Here is a 13654-nt window from a genome sequence, read left to right as displayed (position 1 = left end):
AAAATCTCACAACGCGATGATCAAGACGATCATGGCGAAGCGCCCTTTTGCAAGGTCAATACTACACATTAGCAATGTTCATAATTTAGACACAAGTGGTTGCCGTTTTCACTTCTTAATTGCTTTTAGCAACCCACAAACCTTTCGGAGTTTACCGAAACGCCAGGAACAGTGATCTTTCCCATCAGCAAAAAGATTGGGGATAATCATGACAAGAAACAGCCGCTCGCCCGCCACCCGTCCGCTCAGGGCCCTTCTGCTCGCCGCCTCGATCCTTGGCGGCGCAACGCCCGTTCTGGCCCAGGAAGTCGACAAGAGCTCGGAAGTCGACGCCGTCGTCGTCACCGGCAGGCGGGTCTCGGAGGCCAGCGTCGCCATCGGCACCGACCACGCCACTGCGACGGTCTCGATCACCCGCGCCGCCCTGCTTTCGGCCCCGGCCGGCATCACGGGCCTGAAGATGCTGGAGTCCCTGCCCGGCTTCAACGTCCAGGCCAACGACGCCCTGGGCATGTACGAGTTCGGCAATTCGGTCTCGGTGCGGGCCTTCAACTTCCAGCAGATCGGCTTCCTGCTCGACGGCATTCCGATGGGCCGCAGCGACCAGTTCGGCGGCAGCCCGATCTATCGCTATGTCGACAACGAGAACCTCGACCGCGTGACCGCCTCGGCCGGAGCCGGCGACGTCGCCCTGCCCAGCTATGCCTCGCTGGGCCCGATCGTCGACTATTTCACCAAGGTTCCGGACAAGACGATGGGCGGCGCCTTCAGCCAGACCCTGGGCAGCGACTCCCTGCGCCGCACCTTCCTGCGGCTGGAGACCGGCCAGCACGGCGGCCTGTCGGCCTATGCCAGCGGCTCGTGGATCAAGGGCGACCTGTGGCGCGGGCCCGGCACCATCGACCGCAAGCACTATGAGGCCAAGGTTCGCTACGACATGAGCAACGGCGGGAACCTGATGTTCCAGACTGTGCACAACCACTATTTCGACTACGACTCGCCCGACATCACCATCGCCCAGTACAAGAACACGCCCGACCCGTTCTACGGCACCACGCCGGACCTGTTCGGACGATCGGGCCGCAGCTTCGCCTACTTGGGCTATGTGCCGACGCTTCCGGAGACAACGGCGGGCGTGAAATACTCCAACGCCAACTACAACCAGTACTACAAGTTCGCGGTCAACAAACGCCTCGACCACCTGTACGGCCTGACCCTGAACACGCCGATCACCGACGCGATCAGCATCAGCAGCACGGCCTATTACGAGAAAAAGGGCGGCTATGGCGTGTCGCCGGAGTCCTATGCCACATCCCTGGCCGCCTATCGGGCCGAGGTTGCGGTCGGCATCGCCGGCCTGACCGCGCCCAAGGGCCTGCAATACGGGCGCTCGGGCGTCGAGGGCGAGCGCAAGGGCGTCACCTTCAGCGGCGACTGGAAGATGGGCTTCAACACCCTGTCGGCCGGCGTCTGGCTGGAGCGGGACGACTATCACCGCACCCAGGCGCGCTACAATGTCGTCGACGGCAATCCCGACGGCGCGCCCCTGCTCAACGAACCGGTCCGTCTGCAGCGCAATTACCAGTCCAGGCGCGACACCGTGCAGTTCTTCGTCAAGGACACGGTCAAACTGCTCGACGACAAGCTGAAGGTCGATCTGGGTTTCAAGACCCTGGACATCGACTACAACATCAATGGCAAGCGGCAGGTGGCCGACTATCTGAACCTGCGCACGCCGTCGATCGACGCCAACTGGAAGGACAGCTTCCTGCCCCAGGTGGGCCTGGTCTACACGGTCAATCCCCACGACCAGCTGTTCTCGTCCTATTCGGAGAACATGGCCCTGCCGCGCGGGGCCGACGACGTGTTCTCGGCCGCAAGCCCGATCGTTCCGGCCCCCAAGGCCGAGACCTCCAAGAACATGGAGCTGGGCTATCGAACCAACCGCCCGACGATCAACGCCTCGTTCGTGGTCTACAACACCACCTTCCAGAACCGCCTGCAGTCCTATTCGGCCCTGGTGCCGGGCAGCACCACCACCGAGACCTTCTATCAGAACGTCGGCGGGGTGAAGGCTCACGGGGCCGAGTTCAGCGGCCAGTGGAAGCCCGAACTGCTGGGCGGCAAGGTCTATTTCAACGGCAACCTGTCGTACAACGTGTCCAAGTTCGAGGACAACTTCGCCGGCAACAAGATCGCCGGCAATCGCCTGCCCGACTTCCCCGAATGGCTGTTCCAGGGCGGCGTGACCCTGGAGCCGGCCGACGGCGCCCTGGTCAATATTTCGGCCCGCCACAGCAGCTCGCGGTTCTCCAACTACACCAACACCGAGGAGACCAAGGGCTATACGATCTTCAACGCCTATATCGAGCTGGGCGACGGGTTCGCGGCCGGTCCGTTCAAGCAGGTCAAGACCCGGGTCAACATCGATAACATCTTCGACAAGGACTATCTGGGCACGATCAGCGCCCCGATGGTCGCCACCCCGGCCTTCTTCCGTCCGGGCCCGGCGCGGACGATCCAGTTCACCCTGTCCGCCGACTTCTAGGCCCATGGTCCGGCCGGCCCACGAGGCCGGCCGGACATCGCTGAAAGCGTTTTTTATGACCCGTCCCATCGCCCGCGCCCTGCTGCTGGCCGCCGCGTCCGCCCTGGCGCTCGCTGCGCCCGCTTTGGCAGCCGAAACCGCCGCTTCGGCCCGCAAGCTGCACGAGAGCCTGCTGACCCTCGACACCCACCTCGACACCCCGGCCAATTTTGGCCGTCCTGGCTGGGACATCCTCGACCGCCACGACGCGGAAAAGGACGGCTCTCAGATCGACTATCCGCGGATGGTCGAGGGCGGCCTCGACGGCGGCTTCTTCGCCATCTACACGCCGCAGGGCCCGCGCACGCCGGAGGCCACCCGCGCCGCCCGCGACGCGGCCCTGATCCGCGGCGTCGAGATCCGCGAGATGGTCGCCAAGCACGGCGACAAGTTCGGCCTGGCGCTGAAGGCCGACGACGCCCAGGCCATCGCCGCCCAGGGCAAGCGCGTGGTCTTCGTCAGTATCGAGAACAGCTATCCGATCGACGGCGACGTCACCCTGCTCTCGACCTTCTACGCCCTGGGGGTGCGGATCTCGGGTCTGGCCCACTTCAAGAACAACGACATGGCCGACAGCTCGACCGACAAGCCCGAGTGGCATGGCCTCAGCCCGCTGGGCAAGCAGTACGTCGCCGAGGCCAACCGCCTGGGCGTGGTGCTGGACGGCTCGCACTCGTCGGACGAGGTGCTGGACCAACTGATCGCCCTGTCGAAGACGCCGGTGATCCTGACCCATTCGGGCTGCAAGGCGGTGTTCGACCATCCGCGCAACATCGACGACGCCCGGATCAAGGCCCTGGCCGACAGCGGCGGGGTGATCCAGATCGACGCCTTCTCCAGCTATCTGATCGAGACGCCCAAGAACCCCGACCGCGAGGCGGCGATGGGCGCCCTGATGGCCAAGGCCGGGGCCCGCGCCAAGATGACCGAGACCGAGCGCGCCGCCTTCATGGGCCAGTACAAGGCGATCGAGGCCCAGTATCCGGTCCCCAAGGCCACGTTCGAGGACTTCATGAACCACCTCAACCACGCCCTGAAGGTGGCGGGGGTCGACCATGTCGGCATCGGCATCGACTTCGACGGCGGCGGCGGGGTCACCGGCCTGAAAGACGCCGCCGACTACTGGAAGATCACCGAGCGCCTGCTGGCGGAGGGCTATTCGCGCGACGACCTGGCCAAGATCTGGAGCGGCAACGTCCTGCGCCTGCTCCGCGCCGCCGAGGCCGCCAAGGCGCCGGCGGGCTGATCGGCTAAGCCCGCCGCCCCGCCGCGCTGACATTGTCGACGCCGAGCGCCGATAGCGCCCCGCGCAGGATGCCTCGGCGTCCAGGCCGGCCTGGGCGCACATCAGTTCGGGCTTGTCCTGGTCCTGGAGACGTCGGGCAGCACCAGGGTGCGGATCTTCAGGCTGCGGTCCAGAGCGCCGGGGAAACGGGGACACGCTTCTACTCTTTCGGCAGCCTGACACCCCTGCCAACTTTCAATTGACGACACCTCACAGCGCAGCTCTAGATCGGCATTAAACACCCCGCTCAGCGCGTGCACCGCCCATGATCTCTCGACTTCCCCGGCGTCGCGCTCTTGGGCTGATCGCCCTCGCCTTGTTCTCGCCGTCCGCCGTCCTGGCGCACAGCGTAGCGCCTAGTGTCGACAGCGAGCAATTCGACGATTGGACTCTGGTCTGCGACAACGGCCGCCGATGCACGGCGGTCGGCCTACCAACGCAAACGGTGCGTAGCCATGAGCCGGAGCTTTACGAGGGCGCAATCCTGACGATCGTCAGAGATCCTCAAGCCCAGGCCCGGGTCAAGGTGGAAATCCTGCTGTCGGATTGGGAGGATTTCCACCTCGGCAGCCGTTGGACGCTGATCGACGCATCTGGCAAACTCATCATTTCGGCCACTTCGGTCCAGGTCATCCCGGCCGCCCGCGCGCTGCGGATTCGCCTGCCTCCCACGTCTCTCGCCACGCTGCTCGGCAAAACGGACGAAGTCGCTCTGGCTACCTCCGGCAAGCCGGCGATCGCACTGTCCCTGGTCGGCATGAAGGCCGCCCTGATGCGCCTCGACGAGGTTCAGGGCAGATCCGGCGGCGTGACGGCAACAGTATCGAAGGGACCCCGTCCCGCAAGCGCCATCCCCGCACCGCCAACCCTGCCGCTGGTGATACAAGCTCCGCCTTCGCGCGCGCCCGCGCCTCGCCTGAAGCCGCCAGGCGTGCTGGTGGCGCTGTCGAAGCAACTGAGCGAACTCGAAGTCTGCGACGGAATGGGTGGTTCCCCCGCCGCGGCGGTGACCGGCCCCCAGCGGCTTGATGACAAAACAATTCTCTGGACGATCTGGTGTTCAATGGGAGACGTTAAAGGCCTCCATCAGCCCTACGTGCCGGTGCTGAGCGCCAGCGACGGCCGCAACGTGCGACTGGCCCCATTCGAAGGCGACGATAGGCCAGCGTCCCCGCGCTCGATCATGAAGGCCCGCACCAAGGAAGAGGCCGAAAATCTCTCGATCCCGATACTCCTGAGTCCCGAATTCGATCCTCGCACCGGTGTTCTGGACGAAGAGGATGAGAGCGTGTCCCTGTCGTACTCGCAGGGATCCTTTGACCGCTACATCTGGACGGGACGTGCGCTAGCCAGGTTTGAGGCGAAAACAGTAAGCGTTCCATTCGCCGGCGACGTCGCCAACTCGGTGCCCTATTTCAAGATCTGGCCGCCCTACTACCGGGCGATCGTCAGGCCGATTAAGACGACCCGGCGGATCGTCACGCCCGCCGCCCCGCCGCACTGACGTTGTCGACGCCGAGCGCCGACAGCGCCCCGCGCAGGATGCCTTCGGCGTCGAGGCCGGCCTGGGCGTACATCAGCTCGGGCTTGTCCTGGTCCTGGAAGACGTCGGGCAGCACCAGGGTGCGGATCTTCAGGCCGCGGTCCAGCGCGCCGTGCTCGGCCAGGGCCTGCAGCACGAAGGCGCCGAAGCCGCCGGTCGCCCCCTCCTCCACGGTGATGATCGCCTCGTGCTCGCGGGCCAGCCGCAGCAGCAGGTCGATGTCCAGCGGCTTGGCGAAGCGGGCGTCCGCGACCGTGGCCGGCAGGCCGCGGGCGGCCAGCAGGTCGGCGGCCTTCAGGCATTCGGCCAGGCGGGTGCCCAGCGAAACGATGGCGACGCTGGTCCCCTCGCGGACGATGCGGCCCTTGCCGATCTCCAGCGGCGCGGCCAGGTCCGGCAGCGCCAGGCCCAGGCCCTCGCCGCGCGGATAGCGGAAGGCGCTGGGGCGGTCGTCGATCTCGACGGCGGTGGCCACCATGTGGGCCAGCTCCAGCTCGTCGGCGGCGGCCATCAGCACCATGCCGGGCAGCGCCCCCATGAAGCCGAGGTCGAACGAGCCGGCGTGGGTGGGGCCGTCGGCGCCGACCAGGCCGGCCCGGTCCATGGCGAAGCGCACCGGCAGGCGCTGGATGGCCACGTCGTGGACCACCTGGTCGTAGCCCCGCTGCAGGAAGGTCGAATAGATCGCCGCGAACGGCTTCATGCCGTCGGCGGCCAGGCCGGCGGCGAAGGTCACGGCGTGCTGCTCGGCGATGCCGACGTCGAAGGTGCGGTCCGGGAAGGCCTTGCCGAACAGGTCCAGCCCGGTGCCCGACGGCATGGCGGCGGTGATGGCCACGATCTTGTCGTCGATCGTCGCGTGCTTGATCAGTTCCTGGGCGAAGACCTTGGTGTAGCTGGGCGGACCGGCGGCCGGCTTGTGCTGCTGGCCGGTGACCACGTCGAACCGGGCCACGGCGTGCAGCTTGTCGTCGGCGCCCTCGGCCGGGGCGTAACCCTTGCCCTTCTGGGTGACGACATGGACCAGCACCGGCTTCTCGTCGAAATCGCGGGCGTTCTTCAGCACCGAGACCAGAGCGTCCATGTCGTGGCCGTCGATCGGGCCGACATAATGAAAGCCCAGCTCCTCGAAGAAGGTGCCGCCGGTGACCATGCCGCGGGCGTATTCCTCGGCCTTGCGGGCCACGTCGCGGATCGGCGACGGCAGTTTCTCGACCACCGTCTTGCCCAGCTTGCGGACCTTGCGATAGGTCCCGCCCGAGACCAGGTTGGCCAGATAGGCGCTCATGCCGCCGACCGGCGGGGCGATCGACATGTCGTTGTCGTTGAGGATGACGATCAGCCGCTTGGTGGTGTCGACCGCGGCGTTCATCGCCTCATAGGCCATGCCGGCGCTCATCGAGCCGTCGCCGATCACCGCCACGACGTTGTTGTGTGCGCCGCCGGCGGCGACCCGGGCGTCGCGGGCCGCGCAGAAGCCCAGCGCCGCCGAGATCGAGGTGGCCGCGTGGGCGGCGCCGAACGGGTCGTATTCGCTTTCGGCCCGCTTGGTGAAGCCCGAAAGCCCTCCGCCCTGGCGCAGGGTGCGGATGCGGTCGCGGCGACCGGTCAGGATTTTGTGCGGATAGGCCTGGTGGCCGACGTCCCAGATCAGGATGTCTTTGGGCGTCTCGAACACGTGGTGCAGGGCCACGGTCAGCTCGACCACGCCCAGCCCCGCCCCCAGGTGGCCGCCGGTCACCGAGACGGCGTCGATGGTCTCGGCCCGCACTTCGCCCGCCAGCTGCTTGAGCTCGGCCACGGAGAAGCCGCGGGTGTCGGCGGGCGAGGAGACGGTGTCGAGAAGTGGGGTCAAGGAAGGCATGTCCGAAGAAAGCGCGGTCAGCTGCGCCGGTCCAGCACGAAATCGACGCTACGGCGAAGATGGTCGGCCCGTTCGCCGAATATATCCAGGTGCGAGCGGGTTTGCACGGCCAACAGGTTGACCCGCTCCTTGGCGGCCTCCAGGCCCAGCAGGGTGACGTAATTGGTCTTGCCCTTGGCGGCGTCCTTGCCGCCGGCGGCCTTGCCCAGCAGGGCTTCGTCGCCCTCGGCGTCGAGAATGTCGTCGACGATCTGGTATGCCAGGCCCAGGTCCTGGGCGAAGCCCATCAGGGCGGCGCGCTCTTCCGGCTTGGCGCGGGCGATGATCAGCGGGATCTCGAAGGCGAAGGCGATCAGCGCTCCCGTTTTCAAGCGCTGCATGCGGGCCACCGCCCCCAGGTCGTCGCGAACGCCCAGCAGGTCGATCATCTGGCCGCCGGCCATGCCCTTGGCCCCTGAAGCGATGGCCAGCTTGCGCACCAGCTCGGCGCGGACATGGCCGTCGTCATGGGTGTCGGGGTGGGCCATGATCTCGAAGGCGGCGGTCTGCAGGGCGTCTCCGGCCAGGATCGCGGTGGCCTCGTCGTACTGCACGTGCACCGTGGGCCGGCCGCGGCGCATGTCGTCGTCGTCCATGGCCGGCAGGTCGTCATGGACCAGGCTGTAGGCGTGGATGCATTCCAGGGCGCAGGCGGCGCGCAGGACCGGCCGCTCGGGCAGGTCGAACATCTTGCCGGTCTCCAGGGCGAAGAACGGCCGCAGCCGCTTGCCGGGCCCCAGGGCGGCATAGCGCATGGCCTCGGTCAGCCGGCTCTCGGGACCGTCGGCCCGCGGCAACAGCTCGTCCAGCGCCACGGTGACGATGTCGGCCGCCTGGACGATGCGCTTTTCGAGGTCGATCAAAACAGTTTCCCCCCATTGGGAACATCGCGGTCCACATCGACCAGCACCACGCCCCCCTCGGCGTCCGGAAAGCCCAGGCACAGCACCTCCGACTTCATCGGACCGATCTGGCGTGGCGGAAAATTGACCACCGCCGCCACCCGCCGGCCGACCAGTTCCCCCGGAACATAGTGCTTGGTGACCTGGGCCGACGATGTCTTGACGCCGATCTGCGGCCCGAAATCGATGGTCAGCCTGTAGGCCGGCTTGCGCGCCTCCGGAAACGGCTCGGCCTTCAGGATCGTACCGATACGGATATCGACCCGCTCGAAGTCCTCATAGCCGATCTGGGAGGAGGCCTGGCCCATCAGCTGAACTCGGCCGGCTCGGCGCCGATCGCGCCGCCTTGGCCCAGCACGATCTTCTCGACCTTCAGGCGAGCGGCTTCGAGCTTCTTCTCGCAGTGGGCCTTGAGGGCCGCGCCGTCCTCATAGATCTCGATCGAGCGCTCGAGTTCGGCCTTGCCGGACTCCAGCTCGCCGACGATCTGCTCCAGACGCGCCAGGGCCTGCTCAAAGCTCATGCCTTCAAGATCTTGTGGACTGATCATTTTTTCTCCGGAGCGAACGGGCGCACCCTAGTGGCGGGCCGCCGTGCGGGCAACGCCGTTGGCGGCGCTTTTGGTGAACAGCGGCCGGATGGGCGCCGGCGAGTCGCCCGCGAAGGCGCCTCAGGGCCGTTCGAAGCGCTTCACGCACCAGTAGCGGAAGCCCTGGTCGACGGTCTTCTTCAGGCCGCGTTTCTGCAGGGCCAGGCCGATCATGGTGTTGAAGAAGCCGTGGGCCAGGACCAGCACCTCCTGGCCGTTCTGCGACAGGCCGATCAGTAGCTCGGCGGCCTGGTCGGCGCGGGCCTCGGCCTGGGCGCGGCTTTCTTGGCCGTCATGGTGGTTGAAGAACCACCACCAGAAGCGGGCGAAGAAGCCCCAGTTCTTGGGCGACATCCGAATCCAGCGCGGCCAGGGCGGCGGCGGCAGCGGGGCCTCGATGAACAGCGGGTCGGTGGCGAAGGCCTTGCCGCCGGTGACGGCGTGGGCGGTCTCGATCGAGCGGCGGCGGGTGGAGGCGATGATCGTCCCGGCCCGCCGGGCGGTCTCGACCAGCGACGGCGGCGGCGTCTGGCCGGGCAGCAGGCCGCCCTCCTCGTAGCGGGCCCACCAGGCGCCGTAGGTCTCGGCGTTGAAGCGAACCTTGCGCGACAGGGCCGGCTCGCCATGGCGGGCCAGGGTGATGGCGCCGGGCCGGGACGCAGGCGCGGCGGCTTCGGGGGAAAGGTGGTCGGCGGCGGATTCGTCGGCCATAGATTTCGGAGGTTCGACGCCGCGCCCTGCGCGAATCCTCGAACCTCTCACCCCTCCTGCAACGCTTTGACATGCGCGGCCGCCGAACGGCCGAGCGCCTCTAGGTCGTAACCGCCCTCGAGCGAGGAAACAATACGCCCGCCGCAACGCCGGTTCGCCACCGAGACGATCGCCCGGGTCGCCCAGGCGAAATCCTCGGCCTCCAGGCTCTGGGCGGCCAGCGGGTCGCGGACATGGGCGTCGAAGCCGGCCGAGACCAGGATCAGCTCCGGGGCGAAGCCGTCGACCCGCGCCATCAGCCCCTCGAAGCCGCGCCGCCAGGTCTCGCGGGAGGCGTTCGGCGGCACAATGGCGTTGGCGACATTGCCCACCCCCGACTCGGACGGATCGCCGGTGCCCGGATACAGCGGCGACTGGTGGATCGAGGCGAAGAACACGCTCGGATCGTGCTCGAACGTGGCCTGGGTGCCGTTGCCGTGGTGGACGTCGAAATCGACGATCGCCACCCGCTTGAGGCCCGCGGCCTGGGCGGCGCGGGCGGCCACGGCGATGTTGGAGAACAGGCAAAAGCCCATAGCCGTGGCCGGCTCGGCATGGTGGCCCGGCGGCCGCACGGCGCAGAAGGCCCGCGTCCGCTGGCCCGCCGCCACCGCCCGCGCCGCCGCGACCACCGCCCCGGCCGCCCGCCGGGCCGCCGTCAGGCTGCCGGCCGACAGCACGGTGTCCGGATCCAGAGCCCGGGTCCCGCTGTGCGGAGCCGCGTCCAGCACCGAGTCGATGAAGTCCTGCGGATGCACCAGGGCCAGGTCGGCGAACTCGACCAGCGGGGCGTCGAGCGGCTCCAGGTCCAGGCCCCCGTCATCCTCCAGCGCGTCGATCACCGCCCTCAGCCGTTCGGGCCGCTCGGCGTGGTTGTCACCGGGCCGGTGGTCGAGCATATCGACGTGGGTGTAGAGCGCGACATCCATGCGAGGACTTTAGCCGTTGAACACCGCCGCGACCATCCGCCCCTCGGTTCTTCGGCGCGCGACCGCCGAAGACGCCGGCGTCGTCTCCAGCCTGGGGGCGCGCACCTTCACCGAGACCTTCGGCCACCTCTATCCGGCCCAGGACCTGGAGACCTTCCTGGCCTACGCCTACGGGCTGGAGCGGACCCGGCGCGACCTGGCCGATCCGGCCAAGGCCACCTGGCTGCTGGAGGACGAGGACGGCGAGGCGATCGGCTACGCCCTGGCCGGCCCCTGCGGCCTGCCCCACCCCGACGCCCGGCCCGAGCATGGCGAGCTGCACCGGGTCTATGTGCTGAAGTCCCACCAGGGCGGCGGCCGCGGCTCGATGCTGCTCAACACCGCCCTGGACTGGCTGGAACGCGACGGCCCGCGACCGCTGTGGATCGGGGTGTGGTCAGAGAATTTCGGGGCCCAGAAGCTTTATGAGCGCATCGGCTTCGTCAAGGTTGGCGAATATCGCTTCGCCGTCGGCGAGACGCGGGACCTGGAGTTCATCCTGCGGCGAGGATGACCGCATGGGCCTCGGCTTGCGCCCGGGGCCCGAACCGGCCATCCTTCGAACGTCCGTTCGAAAGCCCCCTCGCCCATGTTCCTCCGCTTCTTCTCTGAGCTGCGCGCCGCTAAGGTGCCCGTCACCCTGCGCGAGTACCTGCTGCTGATGGAGGCGCTGGACAAGGGCGTCATCGACCGGCGGATCGAGGAGTTCTACTTCCTGTCGCGGGCCAGCCTCGTCAAGGACGAGAAGAACCTCGACAAGTTCGACCGGGTGTTCGGCCATGTGTTCAAGGGGCTGGAGACCGTCGAGGAAGGCCTGACCGCCGACATCCCGGAAGAGTGGCTGAAGGCCCTGACCGAGAAGTTCCTGACCGACGAGGAAAAGGCCCAGATCGAGGCGCTGGGCGGCTTCGAGAAGCTGATGGAGACCCTGCAGGAGCGGCTGCGCGAGCAGAAGGAGCGCCACCAGGGCGGCAACAAGTGGATCGGCTCGGGCGGCACCTCGCCGTTCGGCAATAACGGCTACAATCCCGAGGGCGTGCGCATCGGCCAGGACAAGGGCCGCCACGGCCGGGCGGTCAAGGTTTGGGACAAGCGCGAGTACAAGAACCTCGACGACTCGGTCGAGCTGGGCACCCGCAACATCAAGGTCGCCCTGCGCCGGCTGCGCAAGTTCGCCCGCCAGGGGGCGCAGGACGAGCTGGACCTCACCGGCACCATCCGCGGCACGGCCGAGAAGGGCTATCTCGACATCCAGATGCGCCCCGAGCGGCGCAATACCATCAAGGTGCTATTGTTCTTCGACATCGGCGGCTCGATGGACGGTCACATCAAGCTCTGCGAGGAGCTGTTCAGCGCCGCCAAGACCGAGTTCAAGCACCTGGAGTTCTTCTACTTCCACAACTGCCTGTACGAGAGCGTCTGGAAGGACAACCGCCGGCGGCTGACCGAGAAGACTCCGACCTGGGAGGTGCTGCACAAGTTCCCCCACGACTACAAGGTCATCTTCGTCGGCGACGCGACCATGAGCCCCTACGAGATCACCTATCCAGGCGGCAGCGTCGAGCATTGGAACGAGGAGGCCGGGGCCGCCTGGGTGAGCCGGGTCACCGACATCTACCAGAGCGCCGTCTGGCTCAATCCCACTCCCGAGCGCCACTGGGATTATACCCCCTCGATCGGGGTGATGAAGCAGCTGATGAACGACCGGATGTTCCCCCTGACCATCGACGGCCTCGACAAGGCCATGCGCGAGCTGGTGCGGGGCTAGGCTGGGTCGGCGAGGACACGGCTTTCCCGCCTCACGCGGACGACCGCTGAGTCGATGGGGAGGGTGCGAAGCGCCCGGGCCTCGCCCGGAGTAGCTTTGATGTTGTTACCGTTTCGACGAAGTGCAGGCGCTTCGCGTGGAACCGTTATCCGGAAGCCATCGGGTCGCGGATTTTTAACCCGCTCCGATGGAGGCCCCCGACGGGCGGAAGGCTGGCTGACCTTCCGGACCGCGCGGGCGATTTCAGCCCGCGCCTGCTGCGTTCGCCGGTCCCTCGCCGCCAAGGCTTCGTCCCGATGTTTCAGGGAACCTGCCCAGGACCGCCGCGAGGCGTCACTGAAGACCACCGAAGAGCGCTTCCCGCTCGACCACCCCCAAAAGCCGCATCGGTCGCCGTACGTGCGCCCTCCCCGTGCTCTTGGGTGGGAGCATTATCGCGGCGCCCTGGGAGGGTGAGGACGGAAAAAAGTGAGAAAATCGCAGGGCTTTGATTTCGTTGAGTTCGACTGCCACCGATCTCCGCAAAGCGCGGGGATAGAGCGCGATTTCCTTCTCCCCTTGCGGGAGAAGGGAAGATCTTGGCCTGGGCGGGATGTTGGACAAGGCGAGATTACAGACAAGATACTTGAACATCCCCGGCGCAGACGGCCAAGATCGGGGCCAGGGGCGATCGCGGGTGGCGGCGCATCGAGTCGGGACTTGGCCATGGATCATGGAAACCAGAAGCTGATCAGCTACGCCGTGACCGGCGCGATCGTCGCCGTGGTGCTGTTCCTGCGGATGCGCAGCCTGACCCGCGAGCGGCGGCTGCGGCTGGAGCTGATGTGGATCCTGCCGGTGGTTATGCTGGTCGCCGCCGCGGCCCTGTTCCTGCAATATCCGCCGCACGGATCCGACTGGCTGTGGCTGGCGGCGATCTTCGCCGCCGGCGCGGGCCTGGGATGGTGGCGCGGCCGGCTGATCCCGATCAGCGTCGACCCTGACACCCACCTGCTCAACACCAAGCCCTCCCCGGCCGCCCTGCTGTTCCTGCTGGCATTGTTCGTGGTCCGCTTCGGCCTGAGGGGGACTTTGGCGGCGGAGTCGGCCAGCTGGCGCATCAGCCCGGCCCTGATCACCGACGGCTTCGTGGTGTTCAGCGTCGGGCTGTTCTCGATCTCGCGCCTGGAAATGGCGCTACGGGCCTGGCGGCTGCTGGGCGCGGCCCGGGCGGCCAAGGCGCTGGCGAGCGCCTAGTGTCCTGACTCAGAAGTTCGCGGACTCGGTATCGACTCAGTCGTGACAGACTCTCTTGGTTTTAGGGAGGCTGCGGGATGGTGGGTCGGGAGTTGCCGGCGGTGGAGTTGGAAGAGGCGGAGC

At 67.1% G+C, this 13654-nt stretch carries 12 protein-coding genes and 1 pseudogene; 6 read left to right on the top strand and 7 right to left on the bottom strand.

The window, feature by feature from the left end:
- Nucleotides 1–208 precede the first annotated feature (208 nt).
- Complete coding sequence (locus ACIPQB_RS19040; protein WP_446486834.1) at nt 209–2548, top strand: TonB-dependent receptor; 2340 nt, start codon at nt 209–211, stop codon at nt 2546–2548.
- 55 nt (nt 2549–2603) lie between these two features.
- Nucleotides 2604–3833, top strand: coding sequence for a dipeptidase (locus ACIPQB_RS19035; protein WP_446486833.1), 1230 nt, complete (start codon nt 2604–2606; stop codon nt 3831–3833).
- Nucleotides 3834–3837: 4 nt separating this feature from the next.
- On the opposite strand, the pseudogene ACIPQB_RS19030 reads toward ACIPQB_RS19035, so the two are convergent.
- Nucleotides 3838–4012: pseudogene (locus tag ACIPQB_RS19030) on the bottom strand (hypothetical protein); the annotation flags it as partial.
- 125 nt (nt 4013–4137) lie between these two features.
- On the opposite strand from ACIPQB_RS19030, the gene ACIPQB_RS19025 reads away from it, so the two are divergent.
- Nucleotides 4138–5376 (top strand): DUF1176 domain-containing protein, encoded by a 1239-nt coding sequence (locus ACIPQB_RS19025; RefSeq protein WP_446486832.1) that lies wholly within the window; start codon nt 4138–4140, stop codon nt 5374–5376.
- Here the strand turns inward: ACIPQB_RS19025 and dxs are convergent.
- From dxs to ACIPQB_RS18995, 6 genes are all read right to left on the bottom strand, one after another.
- Nucleotides 5351–7279: a 1-deoxy-D-xylulose-5-phosphate synthase gene (gene dxs / locus ACIPQB_RS19020; protein ID WP_446486831.1), complete on the bottom strand. Its 1929-nt coding sequence runs from the start codon at nt 7277–7279 to the stop codon at nt 5351–5353. The genes ACIPQB_RS19025 and dxs overlap by 26 nt on opposite strands.
- A gap of 17 nt (nt 7280–7296) precedes the next feature.
- Nucleotides 7297–8181: a polyprenyl synthetase family protein gene (locus tag ACIPQB_RS19015; RefSeq protein WP_446486830.1), complete on the bottom strand. Its 885-nt coding sequence runs from the start codon at nt 8179–8181 to the stop codon at nt 7297–7299.
- Complete coding sequence (locus ACIPQB_RS19010) at nt 8178–8528, bottom strand: tRNA-binding protein (RefSeq protein WP_446486829.1); 351 nt, start codon at nt 8526–8528, stop codon at nt 8178–8180. The genes ACIPQB_RS19015 and ACIPQB_RS19010 overlap by 4 nt, the downstream gene beginning before the upstream one ends.
- Nucleotides 8528–8770: an exodeoxyribonuclease VII small subunit gene (locus tag ACIPQB_RS19005; RefSeq protein WP_446486828.1), complete on the bottom strand. Its 243-nt coding sequence runs from the start codon at nt 8768–8770 to the stop codon at nt 8528–8530. The genes ACIPQB_RS19010 and ACIPQB_RS19005 overlap by 1 nt, the downstream gene beginning before the upstream one ends.
- A 120-nt stretch (nt 8771–8890) precedes the next feature.
- Entirely contained in the window at nt 8891–9520 is a 630-nt protein-coding gene (locus ACIPQB_RS19000; RefSeq protein WP_446486827.1) for a histidine phosphatase family protein, read from the bottom strand.
- A gap of 47 nt (nt 9521–9567) precedes the next feature.
- Nucleotides 9568–10488, bottom strand: a complete 921-nt coding sequence (locus ACIPQB_RS18995) for a histone deacetylase family protein (RefSeq protein WP_446486826.1) — start codon at nt 10486–10488, stop codon at nt 9568–9570.
- Nucleotides 10489–10504: 16 nt separating this feature from the next.
- Between ACIPQB_RS18995 and ACIPQB_RS18990 the strand changes: the two genes are divergently transcribed.
- The 3 genes from ACIPQB_RS18990 (at nt 10505) to ACIPQB_RS18980 (ending at nt 13531) form a co-directional block, all read left to right on the top strand.
- The gene (locus ACIPQB_RS18990; protein ID WP_446486825.1) at nt 10505–11041 is read left to right on the top strand and encodes a GNAT family N-acetyltransferase; all 537 of its coding nucleotides are present in this window, start codon (nt 10505–10507) and stop codon (nt 11039–11041) included.
- A gap of 75 nt (nt 11042–11116) precedes the next feature.
- Nucleotides 11117–12295, top strand: coding sequence for a vWA domain-containing protein (locus tag ACIPQB_RS18985; RefSeq protein ID WP_446486824.1), 1179 nt, complete (start codon nt 11117–11119; stop codon nt 12293–12295).
- Between the two features lie 705 nt (nt 12296–13000).
- On the top strand, nt 13001–13531 hold the full coding sequence (locus ACIPQB_RS18980; protein ID WP_446486823.1) for a hypothetical protein: 531 nt from the start codon (nt 13001–13003) through the stop codon (nt 13529–13531).
- Nucleotides 13532–13654: the final 123 nt, after the last annotated feature.

It is taken from the genome of Caulobacter sp. LARHSG274, from assembly GCF_052871235.1.
The sequence above is the reverse complement of the archived record's forward strand: the minus strand, read 5'-3'. Positions and strand labels throughout refer to the sequence as shown.

Bases quoted from the DNA above. Each gene is read 5' to 3' on its own strand.
- ACIPQB_RS19040 (WP_446486834.1), top strand. From the start codon at position 209: ATGACAAGAAACAGCCGCTCGCCCGCCACCCGTCCGCTCAGGGCCCTT.
- ACIPQB_RS19035 (WP_446486833.1), top strand. From the start codon at position 2,604: ATGACCCGTCCCATCGCCCGCGCCCTGCTGCTGGCCGCCGCGTCCGCC.
- ACIPQB_RS19025 (WP_446486832.1), top strand. From the start codon at position 4,138: ATGATCTCTCGACTTCCCCGGCGTCGCGCTCTTGGGCTGATCGCCCTC.
- dxs (WP_446486831.1), bottom strand. From the start codon at position 7,279: ATGCCTTCCTTGACCCCACTTCTCGACACCGTCTCCTCGCCCGCCGAC.
- ACIPQB_RS19010 (WP_446486829.1), bottom strand. From the start codon at position 8,528: ATGGGCCAGGCCTCCTCCCAGATCGGCTATGAGGACTTCGAGCGGGTC.
- ACIPQB_RS19005 (WP_446486828.1), bottom strand. From the start codon at position 8,770: ATGATCAGTCCACAAGATCTTGAAGGCATGAGCTTTGAGCAGGCCCTG.
- ACIPQB_RS19000 (WP_446486827.1), bottom strand. From the start codon at position 9,520: ATGGCCGACGAATCCGCCGCCGACCACCTTTCCCCCGAAGCCGCCGCG.
- ACIPQB_RS18995 (WP_446486826.1), bottom strand. From the start codon at position 10,488: ATGGATGTCGCGCTCTACACCCACGTCGATATGCTCGACCACCGGCCC.
- ACIPQB_RS18985 (WP_446486824.1), top strand. From the start codon at position 11,117: ATGTTCCTCCGCTTCTTCTCTGAGCTGCGCGCCGCTAAGGTGCCCGTC.
- ACIPQB_RS18980 (WP_446486823.1), top strand. From the start codon at position 13,001: ATGGATCATGGAAACCAGAAGCTGATCAGCTACGCCGTGACCGGCGCG.